The sequence below is a fragment of the Microtetraspora sp. NBRC 13810 genome (assembly GCF_030268685.1).
Lineage (GTDB): Bacteria > Actinomycetota > Actinomycetes > Streptosporangiales > Streptosporangiaceae > BSRQ01.
This window is the reverse complement of record NZ_BSRQ01000025.1, coordinates 67842-86775: the sequence shown is the minus strand read 5'-3', so window position 1 is coordinate 86775 and position 18934 is coordinate 67842. Positions and strand designations below refer to the sequence as shown.

General features: G+C 72.1%; 17 protein-coding genes. 6 read left to right on the top strand and 11 right to left on the bottom strand.

Going from position 1 to position 18934, the window contains the following annotated elements; all coding sequences use genetic code 11:
* Positions 1 to 95 precede the first annotated feature (95 nt).
* From pyrF to pyrR, 8 genes are read right to left on the bottom strand one after another with little or no spacing between them, the layout of a single operon-like run.
* Entirely contained in the window at positions 96 to 797 is a 702-nt protein-coding gene (gene pyrF / locus QSK26_RS35725; RefSeq protein WP_285779764.1) for an orotidine-5'-phosphate decarboxylase, read from the bottom strand.
* Positions 794 to 1795 carry a dihydroorotate dehydrogenase gene (locus tag QSK26_RS35720; RefSeq protein ID WP_285779763.1) on the bottom strand — a complete coding sequence of 334 codons (1002 nt, stop codon included), beginning with the start codon at positions 1793 to 1795 and terminating at the stop codon, positions 794 to 796. The genes pyrF and QSK26_RS35720 overlap by 4 nt, the downstream gene beginning before the upstream one ends.
* Complete coding sequence (locus QSK26_RS35715; protein ID WP_285779762.1) at positions 1785 to 2669, bottom strand: dihydroorotate dehydrogenase electron transfer subunit; 885 nt, start codon at positions 2667 to 2669, stop codon at positions 1785 to 1787. The genes QSK26_RS35720 and QSK26_RS35715 overlap by 11 nt, the downstream gene beginning before the upstream one ends.
* A 19-nt stretch (positions 2670 to 2688) precedes the next feature.
* Complete coding sequence (gene carB, locus QSK26_RS35710) at positions 2689 to 5982, bottom strand: carbamoyl-phosphate synthase large subunit (RefSeq protein ID WP_285779761.1); 3294 nt, start codon at positions 5980 to 5982, stop codon at positions 2689 to 2691.
* Positions 5975 to 7111, bottom strand: coding sequence for a glutamine-hydrolyzing carbamoyl-phosphate synthase small subunit (gene carA, locus QSK26_RS35705; protein ID WP_285779760.1), 1137 nt, complete (start codon positions 7109 to 7111; stop codon positions 5975 to 5977). Before carA ends, carB begins: the two co-directional genes overlap by 8 nt.
* Positions 7108 to 8409: a dihydroorotase gene (locus QSK26_RS35700; RefSeq protein ID WP_285779759.1), complete on the bottom strand. Its 1302-nt coding sequence runs from the start codon at positions 8407 to 8409 to the stop codon at positions 7108 to 7110. The genes carA and QSK26_RS35700 overlap by 4 nt, the downstream gene beginning before the upstream one ends.
* Entirely contained in the window at positions 8406 to 9323 is a 918-nt protein-coding gene (locus QSK26_RS35695) for an aspartate carbamoyltransferase catalytic subunit (protein WP_285779758.1), read from the bottom strand. The genes QSK26_RS35700 and QSK26_RS35695 overlap by 4 nt, the downstream gene beginning before the upstream one ends.
* Positions 9320 to 9877, bottom strand: a complete 558-nt coding sequence (gene pyrR / locus QSK26_RS35690) for a bifunctional pyr operon transcriptional regulator/uracil phosphoribosyltransferase PyrR (RefSeq protein ID WP_285779757.1) — start codon at positions 9875 to 9877, stop codon at positions 9320 to 9322. The genes QSK26_RS35695 and pyrR overlap by 4 nt, the downstream gene beginning before the upstream one ends.
* Positions 9878 to 10051: 174 nt before the next feature.
* On the opposite strand from pyrR, the gene QSK26_RS35685 reads away from it, so the two are divergent.
* The 3 genes from QSK26_RS35685 to QSK26_RS35675 all read left to right on the top strand — a co-directional run bounded on the left by QSK26_RS35685 (position 10052) and on the right by QSK26_RS35675 (position 13661).
* Positions 10052 to 11296, top strand: a complete 1245-nt coding sequence (locus tag QSK26_RS35685; protein WP_285779756.1) for an arginine deiminase — start codon at positions 10052 to 10054, stop codon at positions 11294 to 11296.
* A gap of 447 nt (positions 11297 to 11743) precedes the next feature.
* On the top strand, positions 11744 to 12238 hold the full coding sequence (gene bldD / locus QSK26_RS35680) for a transcriptional regulator BldD (RefSeq protein WP_285779755.1): 495 nt from the start codon (positions 11744 to 11746) through the stop codon (positions 12236 to 12238).
* A gap of 358 nt (positions 12239 to 12596) precedes the next feature.
* Positions 12597 to 13661 (top strand): PP2C family protein-serine/threonine phosphatase, encoded by a 1065-nt coding sequence (locus tag QSK26_RS35675; RefSeq protein WP_285779754.1) that lies wholly within the window; start codon positions 12597 to 12599, stop codon positions 13659 to 13661.
* A 164-nt stretch (positions 13662 to 13825) separates the two neighbouring features.
* Here the strand turns inward: QSK26_RS35675 and QSK26_RS35670 are convergent, their stop codons facing one another.
* Positions 13826 to 14272, bottom strand: coding sequence for an SAV_6107 family HEPN domain-containing protein (locus QSK26_RS35670; protein WP_285779753.1), 447 nt, complete (start codon positions 14270 to 14272; stop codon positions 13826 to 13828).
* A gap of 278 nt (positions 14273 to 14550) precedes the next feature.
* On the bottom strand, positions 14551 to 15426 hold the full coding sequence (locus QSK26_RS35665) for a L,D-transpeptidase family protein (protein WP_285779752.1): 876 nt from the start codon (positions 15424 to 15426) through the stop codon (positions 14551 to 14553).
* Between the two features lie 127 nt (positions 15427 to 15553).
* Here QSK26_RS35665 and QSK26_RS35660 point away from each other — a divergent pair, with 127 nt between their 5' ends.
* Both QSK26_RS35660 and QSK26_RS35655 read left to right on the top strand, forming a co-directional pair.
* Entirely contained in the window at positions 15554 to 16030 is a 477-nt protein-coding gene (locus QSK26_RS35660) for a YbaK/EbsC family protein (protein WP_285779751.1), read from the top strand.
* A gap of 43 nt (positions 16031 to 16073) precedes the next feature.
* On the top strand, positions 16074 to 16661 hold the full coding sequence (locus QSK26_RS35655) for a GNAT family N-acetyltransferase (protein ID WP_285779750.1): 588 nt from the start codon (positions 16074 to 16076) through the stop codon (positions 16659 to 16661).
* A gap of 37 nt (positions 16662 to 16698) precedes the next feature.
* On the opposite strand, the gene metF is transcribed toward QSK26_RS35655, so the two are convergent.
* On the bottom strand, positions 16699 to 17619 hold the full coding sequence (gene metF, locus QSK26_RS35650) for a methylenetetrahydrofolate reductase [NAD(P)H] (RefSeq protein ID WP_285779749.1): 921 nt from the start codon (positions 17617 to 17619) through the stop codon (positions 16699 to 16701).
* Between the two features lie 188 nt (positions 17620 to 17807).
* Between metF and QSK26_RS35645 the strand changes: the two genes are divergently transcribed.
* A complete protein-coding gene (locus tag QSK26_RS35645) occupies positions 17808 to 18875 on the top strand; it encodes a polyprenyl synthetase family protein (protein WP_285779748.1) in 1068 nt (355 codons plus the stop codon).
* The last annotated feature ends 59 nt before the right edge of the window (positions 18876 to 18934 follow it).

Sequence of the window (18934 nt, the reverse complement as noted above, 5' to 3'; positions counted from 1 at the left end):
CAAGTGCCGTTTCTCTGCTCACAAAATCTACTTCATCACTCTCCGTGATGATGGAATGGCCCTCTGTAGAGCAAAACGCCCTCACCACCGCCCTTTCAGGGGGTGGCGATCTTTCTGCGCAGCGCTGCCGCTATGGTTGCCGCAGCGGCCCCGGGATCGGCGGAGGCGGTGATGGGCCTGCCGATCACGAGGAGGTCCGCGCCGTCGGCGAGGGCCTGTTCCGGAGTGGCGACCCGCGCCTGATCCTGACTGTCGGCTCCGGCCGGACGAACGCCGGGAGTGATCAGAGTGATCTCCGAGCCGACCTCGGCACGCACCGCGGCCACCTCGCGGGGCGAGCACACCAGGGCGCGCGCGCCCGCGCCGACCGCCAGGACGGCCAGCCTGCGCACGGCGTCGTGCGCGGGTCCCGTCAGGCCGACCTTGACCAGATCGGCCTCCGACAGCGACGTCAGGACCGTGACGGCGGCGATGCGGGTGTTCGGCGCGGCTTCGGCCGCCGCGCGGATCATCGCGGCGCCGCCGGCGGCGTGCACGGTGAGGAGTGCCGGGCGCAGCCGGCCGACGGCCTTGGCGGCGCCGGCCACGGTGTTGGGGATGTCGTGCAGTTTCAGGTCCAGGAAGACCTGCACGCCGCTCGCGCCCCGGACCGAGGCGATCACGTCGGGCCCATAGCGCAGATAGAGCTCCAGGCCCACCTTGACGGTGCTGACGTGCGGGGTCACCAGGGCCGCCCAGCGGGCCGCGGTCTCCAGGTCGGGCGCGTCCAGGGCGACGGCGATGGGTGCGGGCGTCAAAGGGGGCTCTCTTCCATGTTCGACGCGCCCTGTCCGGGCGCGGGGTCCGTACGGTGCCGGGACACGCTGCCCGGCGGGCGGTGCGCCAGGCCGACGGCGTCGGCGAGGCGCTGGAACCCGCGCGCCTGCAGAAGCTCCTCAAGCTCCCGCAGGACGCGCAGGCAGGCATAGGGGTCGTGGAACAGCGCCGTGCCCACACCGACGGCGCAGGCGCCCGCCAGGACGAGCTCGAAGGCGTCCCTGCCGGTCAGCACGCCGCCCACGCCGATGATGGGCACACCGGGCAGCGCGGCGTGCACCTGCCACACGCAGCGGACGGCCAGCGGGCGCACGGCGGGGCCGGACAGGCCGCCGGTGACCGCGGCGAGCGAGGGGCGGAGCGTCTCGGTGTCGATGCTCATCCCCAGGGGGGTGTTGATCATGGACAGCGCGTCGGCGCCGCCGTCCACGCACGCGCGGGCGATGGCGACGATGTCGGCGACGTCCGGTGAGAGCTTGGCCACCACCGGGACGTCGTACCGCATGAGCGCGCGCACCGAGGAGATCACCTCGGCGGAGGCGGCGCCGTCGCGGGCGAAGACCCGGCCGCGGTCCTCGATGTTGGGGCAGGCCAGGTTGACCTCGACGGCGGTGACGCCGGGCGCGTCGGCGAGCCTGCGGGCCAGCGTGCCGTACTCGTTGACGGTGCCGCCGGCGATGGACACGATCGTGCGCACGCTGCGCTGGGAGAGCCAGGGCAGGTCGCGTTCGAGGAAGGCTTCGATGCCCGGCCCCTGGAGGCCGATCGCGTTGAGCATGCCCGAGGGCGTCTCGGCGACCCGCGGGGTGGGCCGCCCGGCGCGGGGCGCCATCGTGATCGAGTGGGTGGCCAGCGCGCCGATCCGGTTGAGGTCGAAGAACTGCGCGAGCTCCTTGCCGGAGGAGGCACAGCCGGCGGCCGTGGTGATGGGGTTGATCAGCTCCACATGTGCCAGATATGTCCGCATATCAACTGACATGTCGGGCTCCACTGTGCCCCGGCGCCCCGGGCGCGCCCAGCGCGTCGAACGGGATCGTCCCCACGTCGTCGAACCTCACCCGCTCACCGCGGAACACCGGGCCCTCCACGCAGGCCCGCACCATCCTGGTCACGCCGTCGTCCCCGATCACCGGCAGCACGCACGTCATGCACATGCCGAACCCGCACGCCATCGCCTCCTCCACGGCCACCTGGACCGGGATGTCGAACTCGACGGACACCGCGGTCACCCCGCGCAGCATGTCCATCGGACCGCAGGCGTAGACCACGTCGGCCCGGGTGTCGGTGATCACGCCGGGCAGCGCGTCCGTCACCGTGCCGCGCAGGCCGAGCGAGCCGTCCTCGGTGGTCAGCGTGGTCGTCACGCCCATCCTGCGGGCCCTCAGCGCGCCGAAGACGCGGTCCTCGGACGCGCCGCCGAGCAGGAAGTCCACCCGGCAGTCGCGCTGCTGCAACGCGTCGGCGAGCCCGAACAGCGTGGCCGAGCCGTACTCGCCGCCGACCAGCAGGCAGCTGACCGGGTCGCGGGGCAGCGGGAAGGGCCGCCCGAGCGGCCCCACGAGGTCCAGCGTGTCGCGGGCCCTGCGCCCGGCCAGCCAGGAGGTGCCCGGCCCGCGCACGGTGAAGACGAACTCCACCGTGCCGCCGTAGTCGGGCTTGACGTCGTGGACGGAGAAGGCACGGCGGGTGAGCATCGACGTCTGCGGCCCGCCCACGGCGACCGCCACGAAGTGGCCCGGCCGGAACCGCTCGGCGATCCCGGGGGCCACCACGGTCAGCGCATGGTAAGCCTCGACCCGGCGCGTCGTCAGCACCGTGCCCGTCACCTGTACCGGAGTAACAGGCGTCTCCATCACCTCCGTCGAGGCGTCGTCAGCCCCTGAGCGCTCGTGCGTGCTCCTGAAGGGACCGTACGCCCACATCGCCCCGGACAATGGCCTGTACGCCCTGGACGGCCGCGGCGAGTCCCTGGACGGTCGTGACGCAGGGGATGCCGCGCAGCACGGCGGCGGTGCGGATCTCGTAGCCGTCCAGCCGCGGGCCCGACTGCCCCGGGCTGCCGAACGGCGTGTTCACGATGAGATCCACCTCTCCGTCGAGGATGCGCCGGACGATTGTCGGCTCACCGTCCGGCCCGGCCCCCTCGCTCAGCCTGCGCACGATCTTGGCACGGACGCCGTTGCGACGCAGCACCTCGGCCGTGCCCTCGGTGGCGAGGATCTCGAAGCCCAGATCGGCCAGCGCCTTCACCGGGAAGATCATCGCCCGCTTGTCCCGGTTGGCCACCGAGACGAACGCCCGGCCCTTGGTGGGCAGCGAGCCGTACGCGGCCGCCTGGGACTTGGCGAAGGCGGTGCCGAACACCTCGTCGATGCCCATCACCTCGCCGGTGGAGCGCATCTCCGGCCCCAGCACGGTGTCCACGCCGCGGAACCGGTTGAAGGGCAGCACCGCCTCCTTGACCGCGATCGGGGCGTCCAGCGGCAGCGTGCCGCCGTCCCCGTGCGCGGGCAGCATGCCCTCGGCGCGCAGCCCGGCGACGGTCGCGCCCATCATCAGCCGCGCCGCCGCCTTGGCCAGCGGCACCGCCGTGGCCTTGGACACGAACGGCACGGTACGGCTGGCCCGCGGGTTCGCCTCCAGCACGTAGAGCACGCCCGCGGACATCGCGTACTGCACGTTGAGCAGCCCGCGCACGCCCACGCCCCGGGCGATCGCCTCGGTGGCCGCCCTGATCCGCTTGATGTCGGCCGAGCCCAGCGTGATCGGCGGCAGCGCGCACGCCGAGTCGCCGGAGTGGATGCCGGCCTCCTCGATGTGCTCCATGACGCCGCCGAGGTAGAGCTCCTCGCCGTCGAACAGCGCGTCCACGTCGATCTCGATCGCCTCGTCGAGGAACTTGTCCACCAGCACCGGGTGGTCGCTGGCCGCGCCCGCCCTGGACATGTAGGTGGTCAGCGTCTCGTCGTCGTAGACGATCGCCATGCCCGCGCCGCCCAGCACGTAGGACGGCCGGACCAGGACCGGGTAACCGATCTCGGCGGCGATCTCCAGGGCCTCCTCGACGGTCACCGCGACGCCGTGCCTGGGCGCGGGCAGCCCGGCCTCGGCCAGCACCTGGCCGAACGCGCCGCGCTCCTCCGCGAGGTGGATGGACTCCGGGCTGGTGCCGACCACCGGCACCCCGGCGTCCTTCAGCGCCTGGGCGAGCCCGAGCGGGGTCTGCCCGCCGAGCTGCACGATCACCCCGGCCACCGGCCCGCTCTGCTGCTCGGCGTGCACGACCTCCAGCACGTCCTCCAGGGTGAGCGGTTCGAAGTAGAGCCGGTCGGAGGTGTCGTAGTCGGTGGAGACCGTCTCGGGGTTGCAGTTGACCATGACGGTCTCGTAGCCCGCCGCCGACAGCTCGAAGGAGGCGTGCACGCAGGCGTAGTCGAACTCGATGCCCTGGCCGATCCGGTTGGGGCCGCTGCCCAGGATGATCACCTTGGACCGCTCGCCGGGCGGGACCTCGGTCTCCTCGTCGTAGGTGGAGTAGAGGTAGGGCGTCCTGGCGGCGAACTCGGCGGCGCAGGTGTCGACGGTGTTGTAGACCGGGCGCACGCCGAGCGCGTGCCGCAGGTCGCGCACCCTGGCCTCGTCCATCCCGCGCAGCTCGCCGATCTGCACGTCGCTGAAGCCCAGCCGCTTGGCCGACACGAGGGCCTCGGCGGTCAGGTCGGGCGCGTCGCGCAGCTCGCGGGCCGCCTCGTCCAGGAGGAGGAGCTGGTCGAGGAACCACGGGTCGATCGCGGTCGCGTCGAACAGCTCGCGGGCCCCCGCCCCGGCGCGGATCGCCCGCATGACGGTGTTCAGGCGGCCGTCGTGCGGGGTGGCCGCGGCGGCCAGCAGCTCGGGCAGCTCGCCCGGCTCGCCGGACCAGGAGAAGGAGGACCCCTTCTTCTCCAGCGAGCGCAGCGCCTTCTGCAGCGCCTCGGGGAAGGACCTGCCGATGGCCATCGCCTCGCCCACCGACTTCATGTGGGTGGTGAGGGTCTGGTCGGCCCCGGCGAACTTCTCGAAGGCGAAGCGCGGCACCTTGACCACGACGTAGTCGAGGGTGGGCTCGAAGGACGCCGGGGTCTCCCGGGTGATGTCGTTGGGGATCTCGTCCAGGGTGTAGCCGACGGCGAGCTTGGCCGCGATCTTCGCGATCGGGAAGCCGGTGGCCTTGGAGGCGAGCGCGGAGGAGCGCGACACCCGGGGGTTCATCTCGATCACGATCATGCGGCCGGTGTCCGGCTCGACGGCGAACTGGATGTTGCAGCCGCCGGTGTCCACGCCCACCTCGCGGATGACCGCGATGGCGACGTCGCGCATGTTCTGGTACTCGCGGTCGGTGAGGGTCATGGCCGGGGCGACGGTGATGCTGTCGCCGGTGTGCACGCCCATCGGGTCGAGGTTCTCGATGGAGCACACGATGACGACGTTGTCCGCCCGGTCCCGCATGACCTCCAGCTCGTACTCCTTCCAGCCGAGGATGGACTCCTCCAGGAGCACCTCGGTGGTCGGCGAGGCGTCCAGCCCGGCGCCGGCGATGCGGCGCAGCCCCTCCTCGTCGTGCGCGAAACCGGAGCCGACCCCGCCCATGGTGAAGGACGGCCGCACCACCAGCGGGTAGCCGAGCTCCCCCGCGGCCCGCAGGCACTCGTCCATGGTGTGGCAGACGAAGCTCCTGGCCGACTCGGCGGACAGGCCGTGCTCGGCGGCGGTCTTGGCGACGATCTCCTTGAACCGCTCGCGGTTCTCGCCCGCCTGGATGGCGTCGACGTCGGCGCCGATCAGCTCGACGTCGTACCGCTCCAGCACGCCCGCCTCGTGCAGCGCGATGGCGGTGTTGAGCGCGGTCTGCCCGCCCAGGGTGGGCAGCAGCGCGTCCGGCCGCTCCTTGGCGATGATCTTCTCGACGATGTCCGGGGTGATCGGCTCGACGTACGTCGCGTCCGCGAACTCGGGGTCGGTCATGATCGTCGCCGGGTTGCTGTTGACGAGGATCACGCGGAAGCCCTCGGCGCGCAGCACGCGGCAGGCCTGGGTGCCGGAGTAGTCGAACTCGCACGCCTGCCCGATCACGATCGGCCCTGAGCCGATCACCATGATCGATTGGATGTCCGTGCGCTTAGGCACCCTTTTGTCCTTCCATCAGTGCGCAGAACTCGTCGAAGAGCCCGGCCGCGTCGTGCGGCCCGGCCGCCGCCTCGGGGTGGTATTGCACGCTGAAGCCGGGGTAGTCCAGCAGCCGCAGGCCCTCCACGCAGTCGTCGTTGAGGTTGACGTGGCTGACCTCCGCCCTGCCGTACGGCGTGTCGAAGGGGCCGTCCACCGGTGCCTGTACGGCGAAGCCGTGGTTGTGCGCCGAGATGTCCACCTTGCCGGTCCGGCGATCCTGGACCGGCTGGTTGACCCCGCGGTGGCCGTAGCGCAGCTTGTAGGTGCCGAGGCCGAGCGCGCGGCCGAGGATCTGGTTGCCGAAGCAGATGCCGAAGAACGGCTTGCCGGCGGCGAGCACCCCCTGCAGCGCCTTCACCGGGAGGTCGGCGGTGGCCGGGTCGCCGGGGCCGTTGGAGAAGAACACGCCGTCGGGGCCGAGCGCGAGGATCTCCTCGGCGGTCGACCACGCGGGCAGCACGTGCACCTCGCAGCCGCGCTCGGACAGCCGCTGCGGCGTCATGGCCTTGATGCCGAGGTCCACGGCGGCCACGGTGAACCGCCGCTCCCCCTTGGCCGGCACGACGTAGGGCTCGGGGGTGGACACCTCGGCCGACAGGTCGGCGCCGACCATGCCGGGCGAGCGGCGCACCCGCTCCAGCAGCTCCTCCTCGGACGCGAGCGCGTCGCCGGAGAAGATCCCCGCGCGCATCGCGCCGCGCTCGCGCAGGTGCCGGGTGAGCGCCCGGGTGCCGGGCATGGCGATGCCCACGACGCCCTGGGCGGCGAGGTAGTCGGCGAGACTCGTGGTGGCCCGCCAGTTGGAGGACACCCGGGACGGCTCGCGCACGACGTAGCCGGCGACCCAGACCCTGGCGGACTCCGGGTCCTCGTCGTTGACCCCGGTGTTGCCGATGTGCGGGGCCGTCATCGCCACGATCTGGCGGTGGTAGGAGGGATCGGTGAGGGTCTCCTGGTAGCCGGTCATACCGGTGTTGAAGACCATCTCGCCGAAGGTCTCGCCGCGCGCGCCGTACGGCACGCCGTGGAAGGCGCGCCCGTCCTCCAGGACGAGGACGGCCCTTCCTGTGGTGACGTCTGTGGTCACGCGAGTTTCCCTTCCAGGACGGTCGGCCTGCCACGCAGGAACGTCGCCACCACGCGGCCGGGCAGGGTTCGGCCCTCGTAGGGGGTGTTGCGGCTCTTGGAGGCGAATCCTCCGGGATCGACCTCGTCACGGACGGAGGGGTCGTAGAAAGTCAGGTTGGCCGGCGACCCGGCGGTCGGCGGCAGGCCCTGGCCGCGCACCCGGCCGATCCTGGCCGGGCGGTAGGACATCCGGTCGGCGACGCCCGCCCAGTCGAGCAGGCCGGTCTCCACCATGGCCTCGTGCACCACCGCGAGCGCCGTCTCCAGGCCGATCATGCCCATGGCGGCGGCGCCCCACTCGGTCTCCTTGTCCTCCACCGGGTGCGGGGCGTGGTCGGTGGCGACGCAGTCGATCGTGCCGTCGGCCAGCGCGGCGCGCAGCGCCTCCACGTCCTCGCGGGTGCGCAGCGGCGGGTTCACCTTGTAGATCGGGTTGTAGGAGCCGACCGGCGAGTCCTCCACGAGGTCGTCGGTGAGCAGCAGGTGGTGCGGCGTGACCTCGGCGGTGATGTTCCAGCCCTTGGACTTCGCCCAGCGCAGGATCTCGACCGAGCCGGCCGTGGAGACGTGGCAGATGTGCAGCCGGGAGCCGACGTGCGCGGCGAGCAGGCAGTCGCGGGCGATGATCGCCTCCTCGGCGACCGCGGGCCAGCCGACCAGGCCGAGACGACCGGAGACCGCGCCCTCGTTCATCTGCGCGCCCTCGGTGAGCCGGGGCTCCTGCGCGTGCTGGGCGATCACCCCGTCGAACGCCTTCACGTACTCCAGCGCCCTGCGCATGACCACCGCGTCGGAGACGCACTTGCCGTCGTCGGAGAAGACCCGGACCCCGGCGGCCGAGTCGGCCATCGCGCCCAGCTCGGCCAGGCGCTCGCCGTTCAGACCCGCGGTGACCGCGCCGACCGGGCGCACCTCGCAGTGCCCGGCCTCCTGGCCCAGCCGCCAGACCTGCTCGACCACGCCCGCGGTGTCGGCGACCGGGGAGGTGTTGGCCATGGCGTGCACCGCGGTGAACCCGCCGAGCGCGGCGGCGCGGGTGCCCGAGGCGACGGTCTCGGCGTCCTCCCTGCCCGGCTCGCGCAGGTGGGTGTGCAGGTCCACCAGGCCGGGCAGCGCGACCAGCCCGTCGGCGTCGAACTCCGAAGCGCCGCCGGCGGTCAGGCCGCGGCCCACCTCGGCTATCAGGCCGCCGCTGATCGCGATGTCGGCGGGCTCGCCGCCGAGGATCCGGGCGTTCCTGACGATGAAGTCGGTCACTGGGTCTCTCCCCCGAGAAGCAGATAAAGGACGGCCATGCGAATGGTGACGCCGTTGGCGACCTGCTCCACGATCGTGGAGCGGGCGGAGTCGGCGACCTCCGCGGCGATCTCCACGCCGCGGTTCATCGGCCCCGGGTGCATGACGATCGCGTCGTCGGCCATCTTGGCCAGCCGGTCGCGGTCCAGGCCGTAGCGGCGGCTGTACTCCCTGGCGCTGGGGAAGTAGGAGGCGTTCATCCGCTCGGTCTGCACCCGCAGCATCATGATCACGTCGGACTTGGGCAGCACGGCGTCGAGGTCGTAGGAGACCTCGCACGGCCAGGAGTCCACCGTGACGGGCAGCAGGGTCGGCGGCGCGACCAGGGTGACCTGCGCGCCCAGGGTGTTCAGCAGCAGGACGTTGGAGCGGGCGACCCGGCTGTGCAGCACGTCGCCGACGATGGTGATCCTGCGGCCGTCCAGCGCGCCGAGGCGCCTGCGCATGGTGAAGGCGTCGAGCAGGGCCTGGGTGGGGTGCTCGTGGGTGCCGTCCCCGGCGTTGACGACGCTGCCGTCCACCCAGGTGGCCAGGCGGTGCGGCGCCCCTGAGGCGCTGTGCCTGATGACCACCGCGTCGGCGCCCATCGCCTGCAGGGTGAGCGCGGTGTCCTTGAGGCTCTCCCCCTTGGAGACGCTGGACCCCTTGGCCGAGAAGTTGATCACGTCCGCGGACAGCCGCTTGGCCGCCGCCTCGAACGAGATCCTGGTCCGGGTGGAGTCCTCGAAGAACAGGTTGACCACCGTACGGCCGCGCAGGGTCGGCAGCTTCTTGATCGACCGGTCCGACACCCTGGCCAGCTCGTCCGCGGTGTCCAGGATCAGCAGCGCGTCCTGCCTGGTGAGATCGCCCGCCGAGATCAGGTGGCGCTTCACTTCTCTTCTCCCTTGATGAGCACGACCGCCTCGCGCCCGTCGATCTCCTCCAGGAAGACCTTGACCTGCTCGCTCTTGGCGGTCGGCAGGTTCTTGCCCACGTAGTCTGCGCGGATGGGCAGCTCGCGGTGGCCGCGGTCGACGAGTGTGGCGAGCTGGACCGCCTTGGGCCGGCCGACGTCGTTCAGCGCGTCGAGCGCGGCGCGCACCGTGCGGCCGGAGAAGAGCACGTCGTCCACCAGGACGACGGTCCTGTCGTCGACGCCGTCGGCGGGCAGTTCGGTGCGGCCGAGCGGGCGCGCGGGCCGCAGCCGCAGGTCGTCGCGGTACATGGTGATGTCGAGCGAGCCGACGGGGACCTTGACCCCCTCGAACTGCGCGATGCGCTCGCCGAGCCGCACCGCCAGGGTCGCGCCGCGGGTGGGGATGCCGAGCAGCACGATGTTGCCCGCTCCCTTGGTACGCTCGATGATCTCGTGCGCGATGCGGGTCAGCGCCCGGTTGATGTCGGGGCCTTCGAGGACCGCGCGCACGGCGTTTCGGGCATCAGACATGAAAAAATCACCGCCTTTCCCGCCTCACTGGACGGGTCTTAAAGGGTGTCTGGGTGACTTCACAGTACCAGGGGCCTGTCAGACGGCCGGGAGCCCCCCGACCTCGCGCGATGCTCGCGGCGTTTGGCCGCTGACCAGCCGGGGAACTGTCAGATTTCGCCCATAGGGGGGTAAATGACATTCCATGTGGACTCAGAGGTCGGCCGGCTGCACCAGGTGCTGGTGCACAAGCCCGACCTGGCGCTGCGGCGGCTGACGCCCACCAACAAGGACAGCCTGCTCTTCGACGACGTGCTGTGGGTGCAGCGGGCGATCGAGGAGCACGAGGAGTGGCAGCGGCTGCTGCGCGCCCGGGGCGTCACGGTGCACGAGTTCGGCGACCTGCTGCGCGAGACGCTCGACATCCCCGAGGCGCGCAAGCACATCCTGGACAGGATCGTGGACGAGCGGTGGTTCGGCCCGCTGGCGACCGACGCGATCCGCAACACGCTCGACGCGATGAGCTCGGCCGTCCTGGGCGCCCACCTGACCGGCGGGATCACCAAGCGGGAGATCGCCGAGCGCGGCCGGGCCCCCAAGAGCATCGCCTTCCACAGCCTGGCCCCGGACGACTTCATCCTCCAGCCGCTGCCCAACCACGTGTTCACCCGGGACAACTCCTGCTGGATCCGCGACGGGGTCGCGATCAACTCCATGCGCAAGAAGGCGCGCAAGAACGAGACCGTCAACATGGAGGCGATCTACCGCTGGCACCCGCTGTTCGCCGCCGGCTACGACGCCCCGGCCGAGGGCGGCTTCCACGTCTGGAGCCCGGGCAGCGCGCTCGGCCCGGCCACGCTGGAGGGCGGCGACGTGCTGGTGATCGGGCCGCGCGCGGTCCTGATCGGGCTGAGCGAGCGGACCCGGCCGCAGGCGGTCGAGCTGATCGCGCGCAACCTGTTCCGGGCCGGCTCGGTGGACCGGATCGTCGCCCTGAACATGCCGAAGGCCCGCGCCTTCATGCACCTGGACACGGTCATGACGATGGTGGACGTCGGCCGGTTCACCAAGTACGCCGGGCTGGGCATGCTGTCGGGCCACACGATCGAGCCGGGCGACAACGACAAGGAGCTCAAGGTCACCGACCACGCCCCGGAGGACATGCACCGGGCCATCGGGCGGGCGATCGGCCTGGACGACATCGAGGTGCTCACCCCCGACCAGAGCTCGCACGCCGCCGAGCGCGAGCAGTGGGACGACGGCTGCAACGTACTGGCCCTGGCCCCCGGCGTGGTCGTGGCCTACGAGCGCAACACCACCACCAACGACCATCTCAGCGCCCGCGGCGTCGAGGTGATCACGATCCGCGGCAGCGAGCTGGGCAGGGGCCGGGGCGGCCCGCGCTGCATGAGCTGCCCGCTGGAACGCGACGGCGCCTGACCGCGTCCCGGGCGAACGTGATCATCTTAGCGCGTCCGGCGGTGCCGCTCGGTACGTCACGGTCCAGCCCCGGTCTCGTCACGCCCCGGGCGCACACCCATTACGGTCCGGCATCAGCGAGACCGTCCGCGGGCGGTCTCTGCCGAACTTCTCCGGATCCCACCGGCGGATTTTGCCGAAGCCATGGTTCCGGAGGGGACATGAGGGACTATTGAGGCGTACTCGACCGGACCGGATTCGGCATCTTTTTTCCAATCAGCTTGACCTTCGGCGTCCACAGCTTTACCGTCACTGTGCGTAACCAGTCCTCGTGGCGTTCTGGGGTAATCCCGGCGCATGGTCACCGATGGTGCCGACCCCAGGCGCCCACCCCCGGTGGTCAGCGCATATGCCGCGAGGGAGCACAATTTAGTGAGAGCAGCACATAGAGAGCCGGGGGGCCACAGGATGCCGTCTGAGTATGCCAAGTCGCTGGGTGGAAGACTCCGCGCCATTCGCACCCAGCAGGGGCTGTCCCTGCATGGAGTCGAGGAGAAGTCGCGCGGCCGCTGGAAGGCCGTGGTCGTGGGGTCGTATGAGCGGGGTGACCGCGCCGTCACCGTGCAGAAGCTCGCCGAGCTCGCCGACTTCTACGGTGTACCGGTCTCGGAGTTGCTGCCCGGAGGCGCGGCCCCGAGCCCGCTCGGCCCGACACCGAAGCTCGTGATCGACCTTGAGCGTCTTGCCCAGTTGCCGAAGGAGAAGGCCGGCGCGCTCGCCCGCTACGCCGCCACCATCCAGAGCCAGCGTGGCGACTACAACGGCAAGGTGTTGTCGATCCGCCAGGAGGACCTGCGCTCCCTGGCGGTGATCTATGACAAGTCGCCCAGCGAGCTGACCGAAGAGCTCATCAACTGGGGTGTGCTCGACGCCGAGGCCCGCCGGGCCGTCGAGTCCTTCTGACCTTGTGACCGGCCGTCCCGGCCCGCCGCCCGCCGGGACCTCATGACACCCCGCCGCAGGCCCCCGGTGCACCGTGCGTCCCCGCACGGGCACCGAGGGCTCCCGGGCGGGAGACCAGAGGAACGACGCGTCCCGGGTTCGCCGCCGCCTCGGCGCCCCAGGACGCGTGAACCGACATAAACCCTCGGTAACAGACCTGCTGCCGCCCACTCCGCATGTGGTAATAACGACTAAACGTGGGGCGACAAGAGAATCGGTGGGTATGGCGAGGGCATCCAGTCGGGCACAGGGGAACGGCCGTCGTGGCCCCGGTCAGGCCGCGCATCGCGCCAAGCGCACCACAGCGCGGTCTCTGCTCGTGCTCCTGCCCTTCGCCGTGATGGCCCTGGTGGCGATCGGCGACTGGCGGGCGGGTAAGGGCGTCGGCCTGCTCCCGCTGCTGGCCCTCGGTCCCGCCTTCGCCAGCGTGGCCTGCGACGTGCGCCGCACCGGGCTGGTCGGCGTCGTCGCCACGGCCCTGTGCCTGTCGCTCGGCGTCTACAACGACACCGGGCAGTTCCGCCTCCAGGTGGCGCTCGGCGCCATCGCGGGCGTGACCCTGGCCAGTCTCGTCGCCAGCGCGGCCAGGATGCGGCACGAGCGGCAGCTCGCCGACGTGCGCTCGGTCGCCGAGGCGGCCCAGCGGGTGCTGCTGCGGCCGGTTCCGCGCAGGGCCGGCCCCGGCCTCGGCGTCGCCGTCTCCTACACCTCCGCGGTCGCGGAGGCGCGCATCGGCGGCGACCTGTACGAGGTGGTGACCCATCCCGGGGGCGGCGTCCGGATCATCGTCGGCGACGTCCAGGGCAAGGGGCTGGAGGCGGTCGAGACGGCGGCCATCGTGCTCGGCGCGTTCCGCGAGGCGGCCTATGACGAGCCGGTGCTGGAGCGGGTGGCGGCGCGGCTGGAGACCGCGCTGGCCCGCAGGCTCACCGGCGAGCAGTTCGTCACCGCGATCCTGGCCGAGGTCGTCGGCGAGGAGCAGATCGCGATCCTCAACTGCGGCCATCCGGCGCCGCTGGTGCTGCGCGGCGACGGGACCACGGAGTTCGCCGACCCGCTGCAGGAGGCGCCGCCCCTCGGGCTCACCTGGCTGAAGCCGGAGATGCCGAAGGCGCAGGTGGTGCGTTTCACCGCCGGGGACCAGATCCTCTTCTACACCGACGGCATCGTCGAATGCCGCGACCACGGCGGCGCGTTCTACCCGCTGATCGACCGGGTGCACCTGCTGTCGGGCCCCGACCCGCAGGCCGCCCTCGACGCCCTGCGCGCCGACCTGCTGCGGCACTCGGGCAAGCCGCTCAGCGACGACGCGGCCATGCTGCTGCTCCGCCGCGCGGAGGCCCCCGCCCTGGAACCCGCGGGCAGTCTCCCCGAGGCCCTGTGACCCCGGCCGCCGTAACCGCCGCCGTAACCCCGGATCGGCGTGCCCCCGGCCACCCTGACCCCGATCGCCGTGACCTCGGCCACCAGGACCGTGGCCGCCGTGACCCCGATCGGCGTGATCTCGGTCACTGTGGAGCCCGTCGCCTGAAGCGGCGGGCGGGAGGGTCAGCCGGCCATCGGGACCGTGACCGGGAGGCCGGGCTGGCCGGGGACGCCGAGGATGGACTCCACGGTGGCCACGAAGGTCTCCGCCTCGGCCATCAGCTCCTCGGCGTCGCGCACGCCGACCGCGCGCACCATGCCCGCCTCCGCCGCCGCGCGCTTGGCGGCGCTGACCGCGAAGTAGGCCGCCCACTCGGCGAGGCGCGGCTCCGCCTCGGGAAGCAGCTCCCACGCGCTGCGCAGCCGCCGCCTCCTGCCGTCCATCGGGCGGGGACGCGCGGCGAGGACCGCGGCGGCGGCGCGCAGGGCCGCCATGTGCGCCGAGACGTAACGCGTGGCCGGGGTGCGTGCCGCGGCCGCCTGGGTCAGGTGGTCGCGCGCCTCGGCCAGGTGTGCCCGCGCGGCGGGCGATAGTCGTGGTCCGCTCAGATCGCTGAGCCCTGGGGTCATGCTGCAGCCTCCCTCGCTCGTGGCGGCCCCGGCGAAACCGCCGGTGAGATCCACCTTCGCAGAAGCCACCGACAATCTTTCCGGGCGGCCGGACGAGGAGCTTCCCCTCTCCCCGCCCGGCCGGGCGGCGCCCACTCGTCTCCGCCGACGACGAGGACGCGCGCCCACCGCCCTGGAACGGACCGCGAGTCCCGTTCCACCATCGAACATAAATTCGATCGACCGCACTGTCAAGCAATCACCGAACACAGGTTCGATCCAGGCCCGCCGGCACCGCCTCAGCGCGCGAATTTCCCTCTGACGTGCACGGGCACGCCGGTGCCGAGCAGGTCCGGCAGCATCTCGGCGATGTGCATCGGCAGCCGCACGCAGCCGTGCGAGGCGGGGGCGAGCGGCACGGAGAGCGCGCCGTGGAAGGCGATCCCGCCGTTGAAGAAGATCGGGTTGTACAGCCGCCCGAGATAGGAGACGTGCCAGCCGTCCCTGCGCCAGGTCGTCTTGTAGTTGCCCGTCGGGGTGCGGGCGTCGCCGCAGAACCGCTGCGTCCTGCCCTCCCACGTGGCGGTCTCGCAGTAGGGGACGCCGCTCCCCGAGGAGATGTGGCTGATCAGCCGCGCCTCGCCGGCGGAGTAGAGCACCATGATCTGCTTGGTCAGGTCCACCTCGACGCGGTCCGGCCTGCCCTTGGGCACCAGCACCCTGGGCGCCCGCGGCTCCTCCAGGGCCCGCCAGGTCCGTCCGGACACCGTGCCGGTGGGCTTGACGCCGTTCACCTTCTGGAAGGCCCACACGGCCGCCAGTGTCGCGCCGCCGTACCTGCCGTCCACGGAGCCCGGGTGGTAGCCCAGCTCCTTCAGGCGGGCCTGGAGCCGCTTGACGGCCGTCCCGCTCGCCCCGGTCCGCAGCGTCCTGTCCGGCGCCGCGAACGGCGGCGCCTCCGGAGCCCGGCGCACACCGGCGCCTGACGCCACCGAAACCGACGCCACCGAAACCGACGCCGCCGAGGCCGGAAGCGCCGAAACCGCGGTCGCCGGAGCCGGGGCCGTCAGGGCCGCGGGTAAGGCGCGCGCCTGGGCCTGCGCGGCGCCGGAGGAGAGCAGTACGGCCGCCGCCGACGCGATCGCGGCGAGTCCGAGGTGCCGCCCCATCCTCATGTCACATCCACCCCTTTCACCTCAAGATCGGAGCAAGGGACCATAGCGCACTGATCACATACCGCCCATAGGGGTCACCGATCTGTAATCAATCGCCGCAAAGGGTCAACTTGTTTAGAGTGTCGGAGTGCCAGAAAAGTTGCCTCAGAACGCCGTCAACGTCGCGGCGGCACTGCGCTCCCTCGGAGCCGCGGGCGAGATCGTCGTGCTGCCCGAGTCCGCCCCCACCGCGGCCGCGGCGGCGGCCCAGCTCGGCTGCGAGGTGGGCGCCATCGCGAACAGCCTGATCTTCGACGCCGACGGCGAGCCGCTCCTCGTGCTCACCAGCGGCGCGCACCGGGTGGACACCGTGCTCGTCGCGGGGACGGCGGGCGCGACGAAGGTCAGGCGGGCGACCCCGGAGTTCGTCCGCGCGGCCACCGGGCAGCCGATCGGCGGCGTCGCCCCGGTCGGGCATCCCGCCCCGGTGCGCACCCTCGTCGACACCTGGCTCGCCAAGCACGAGGTGGTCTGGGCGGCGGGCGGGCACCCGCACACGGTGTTCCCGACGACCTTCGACGAGCTGGTGCGGATCACCGGCGGCGTGCCCGCCGAGGTGGCGTGAGGCAGCGCCGTCCGGCGGGGAACGCCCTGCTAGTGTGCTTCGCGTGATCGGATTGCGCCGCATCGGACCGGCCGAGTTCAGTGCCGTCCTGGACGCGGCGCTCGACGTCTACACCGCCGCCATGCGGCCGCCGGCCGACCAGGTGCCGGGGCGCGCGGCCATCATGCGCAACCACGCGAGCTACCCCGCGTTCAGCTGCGTGCTCGCCGAGCAGGCGGGCGGTAGGCTGGCCGGCTTCGCCTACGGGTTCCACGGCGCGCCCGGCCAGTGGTGGCACGACGTCGTCTACCGGTCCCTGGCGCTGCAGGGCGGCGAGGCGGCGGCCCGGGTGTGGATGGGCGACGTGCTGGAGGTGGCCGAGGTGCACGTGCACCCCGACCATCAGGGCAGGGGCGTCGGGCGGGCCATGCTGCACGCCCTGACCGAGGGCCGGCCCGAGCGCACCGCCGTGCTGTCCACCCACGACCAGCCCACCGCGGCCCGCCACCTCTACCACAGCCTGGGTTTCACCGACCTGCTGACGCAGTATGTCTTCCCCGGCGGCTACGAGCGCTACGCGATCGCGGGCGCCCCGCTGCCCCTGGTCAGGCGGGTGCCGCCGCAGGGGCTGCGGGCGGACAGGCAGGGCTGACCCCGCCCGCCGCGCCGCCCCTCGGCGGCTCCGGGCCTCAGGCGTCGGCCGTGACCGGCTGGAGGCGCATGAAGACCTCACGGGTCGCGCTGGACTTGTTGAAGGTGATGAAGTGGATGCCGGGCGCGCCCTCGTCGAGCAGCCGCCGGCACAGGTCCGCCGCGTGCTCGATGCCGAGCTCCCGCACCGCCGCCGGGTCGTCCTTGACGGCCTCGAAGCGCTCGGCCACCTCCGCGGGGAACGGCGCGCCGGACAGCTGCTCGGAGCGGGCGATCGTGCTCATCTGCGTCACCGGCATGATGCCGGGGATGATCGGCGTGTCACACCCCTTGGCCGCCACCCGGTCCCGCAGCCGCAGATAGTCGTCCGCCTGGAAGAACATCTGGGTGATCGCGTAGTCGGCGCCGGAACGGCACTTGCGTACGAAGTGGTCGGTGTCCGACTCCACCGACGGCGACCGCGGATGCTTGTAGGGGAAGGCGGCCACACCCACGCAGAAGTCGCCCGACTGCTTGATCAGCCGGACGAGCTCCTCGGCGTAGAGCACGCCCTCGGGGTGCCTGACCCACTCCCCCGTCGGGTCGCCGGGCGGGTCTCCGCGCACGGCGAGGATGTTGCGCACGCCGGCGCCGGCGAACCTGCCGACCAGGTGGCGCAGCTCGCGGATGGAGTGGTCGACCGCGGTGAAGTGGGCCACCGGGGTCAGCGTGGTCTGGTGGGCGACCCGCTCGACGATGTCGACCGTGCGGTCCCTGGAGCCGCCGCCCGCGCCGTACGTCACCGAGACGAACGTGGGGCGCAGCGCCTCCAGCTCCCGGATCGCGCGCCAGAGCTGCCGCTCTCCCGCCTCCGTCTTGGGCGGGAAGAACTCGAAGGAGAATGATCGCCCACCGGCCGCGAGCAACTCGCGAATGGTGGGGACCCGGTCGGGGAGGACGGACGGACGACCCAAAGCCATGTCTGAAAGCGTACGGGCAGCCGGGGAGAAACGCTAAGCGTCATTTTGCTCTTGGACGCCGGCATGACCGGACCTTGCCGACCTTGCCCCCGTTAACCTCAGTACTTGACGTGCTCCTCTCCCGTGGGAGGGGAACTCGCACCCGTCCCCGCCCCGACGGCGGGGACCGCCACGCTCCGGGAGATCCGATGACCGCCGCCGCCACGCCCATGGACGTCCTGCGCGCCGAGGTGGACCTCGCCCTACGCGCCTTCCTGGACCGGCAACTGCCGCTCCGGAGCGACCCCGACCTGGTGGCGCTGATCGAGGCCGCCGAGGAGCTGCTGGCCGGCGGGAAGCGGCTGCGGCCGGCGTTCTGCTACTGGGGCTGGCGGGCGGCCGGCGGCGGGGACGACCCGGCGGTGTTCACCGCGGCGGCGTCGCTGGAGCTGCTCCAGGCCAGCGCCCTGGTGCACGACGACGTGATGGACAAGAGCGACCTGCGCCGGGGCATGCCCGCGGCGCACCGCCGGTTCCAGGCGCTGCACGAGCGGGCGGGGTGGCACGGTTCCGCGGGCCAGTTCGGCGAGGGCGCGGCGATCCTGCTCGGGAACCTGCTGCTGCTGTGGTCCGGGGAGATGTGGCGGACCTGCGGGCTGCCCGCCGGGGCGCTGGCCGCCGCCCAGCCGCTGCACGACCACATGCGCGCCGAGCTCATGTGCGGCCAGTACCTCGACCTGCTCGAACAGGCCCACGGGGAGAACACCTTCGACAGCGCGCTGCGGGTCGCGCTCTACAAGAGCGGCAAGTACTCCGTCGAGCAGCCGCTGCGCCTCGGTCTCAGCCTGGCCGGCCAGGGCGAGGCGCCGTGGGCGGATCCGCTGTGCGTGGACTACGGGCAGTCGGTCGGGATCGCCTTCCAGCTCCGCGACGACGTGCTCGGCGTCTTCGGCGATCCCGCGGAGACCGGCAAGCCCGCCGGGGACGACCTGCGCGAGGGCAAGCGCACCATGCTGATCGCCCGCACCCTCGCCGCCGCCACGCCCGCCCAGGCCGGCGTGGTGCGGGAGCTGCTCGGCGACCCGGCGCTCGACGCCGCCGGAGTGGCCCGGCTGCGCGCGATCATCGAGGAGAGCGGCGCCCTGACCGCCTGCGAGGAGCTGATCAAGCGCTACCTGGAGGACGCCCTCGCCGCCCTGGACCGGGCCCCGGTCATCCCCGAGGCCCGCACCGCTCTGACCACCCTCGCCGTCGCCGCCACCACCCGCCGCACCTGACCCCGCCACGCCTGACCCCGCCGCCGCGAGCGGCGGCGGCCGCGGTCAACCGGCCGCGG

Bases quoted from the DNA above. Each gene is read 5' to 3' on its own strand.
- QSK26_RS35720 (WP_285779763.1), bottom strand. From the start codon at position 1,795: ATGTCAGTTGATATGCGGACATATCTGGCACATGTGGAGCTGATCAAC.
- QSK26_RS35715 (WP_285779762.1), bottom strand. From the start codon at position 2,669: ATGGAGACGCCTGTTACTCCGGTACAGGTGACGGGCACGGTGCTGACG.
- pyrR (WP_285779757.1), bottom strand. From the start codon at position 9,877: ATGTCTGATGCCCGAAACGCCGTGCGCGCGGTCCTCGAAGGCCCCGAC.
- QSK26_RS35685 (WP_285779756.1), top strand. From the start codon at position 10,052: ATGACATTCCATGTGGACTCAGAGGTCGGCCGGCTGCACCAGGTGCTG.
- bldD (WP_285779755.1), top strand. From the start codon at position 11,744: ATGCCGTCTGAGTATGCCAAGTCGCTGGGTGGAAGACTCCGCGCCATT.
- QSK26_RS35670 (WP_285779753.1), bottom strand. From the start codon at position 14,272: ATGACCCCAGGGCTCAGCGATCTGAGCGGACCACGACTATCGCCCGCC.
- QSK26_RS35665 (WP_285779752.1), bottom strand. From the start codon at position 15,426: ATGAGGATGGGGCGGCACCTCGGACTCGCCGCGATCGCGTCGGCGGCG.
- metF (WP_285779749.1), bottom strand. From the start codon at position 17,619: ATGGCTTTGGGTCGTCCGTCCGTCCTCCCCGACCGGGTCCCCACCATT.
- QSK26_RS35645 (WP_285779748.1), top strand. From the start codon at position 17,808: ATGACCGCCGCCGCCACGCCCATGGACGTCCTGCGCGCCGAGGTGGAC.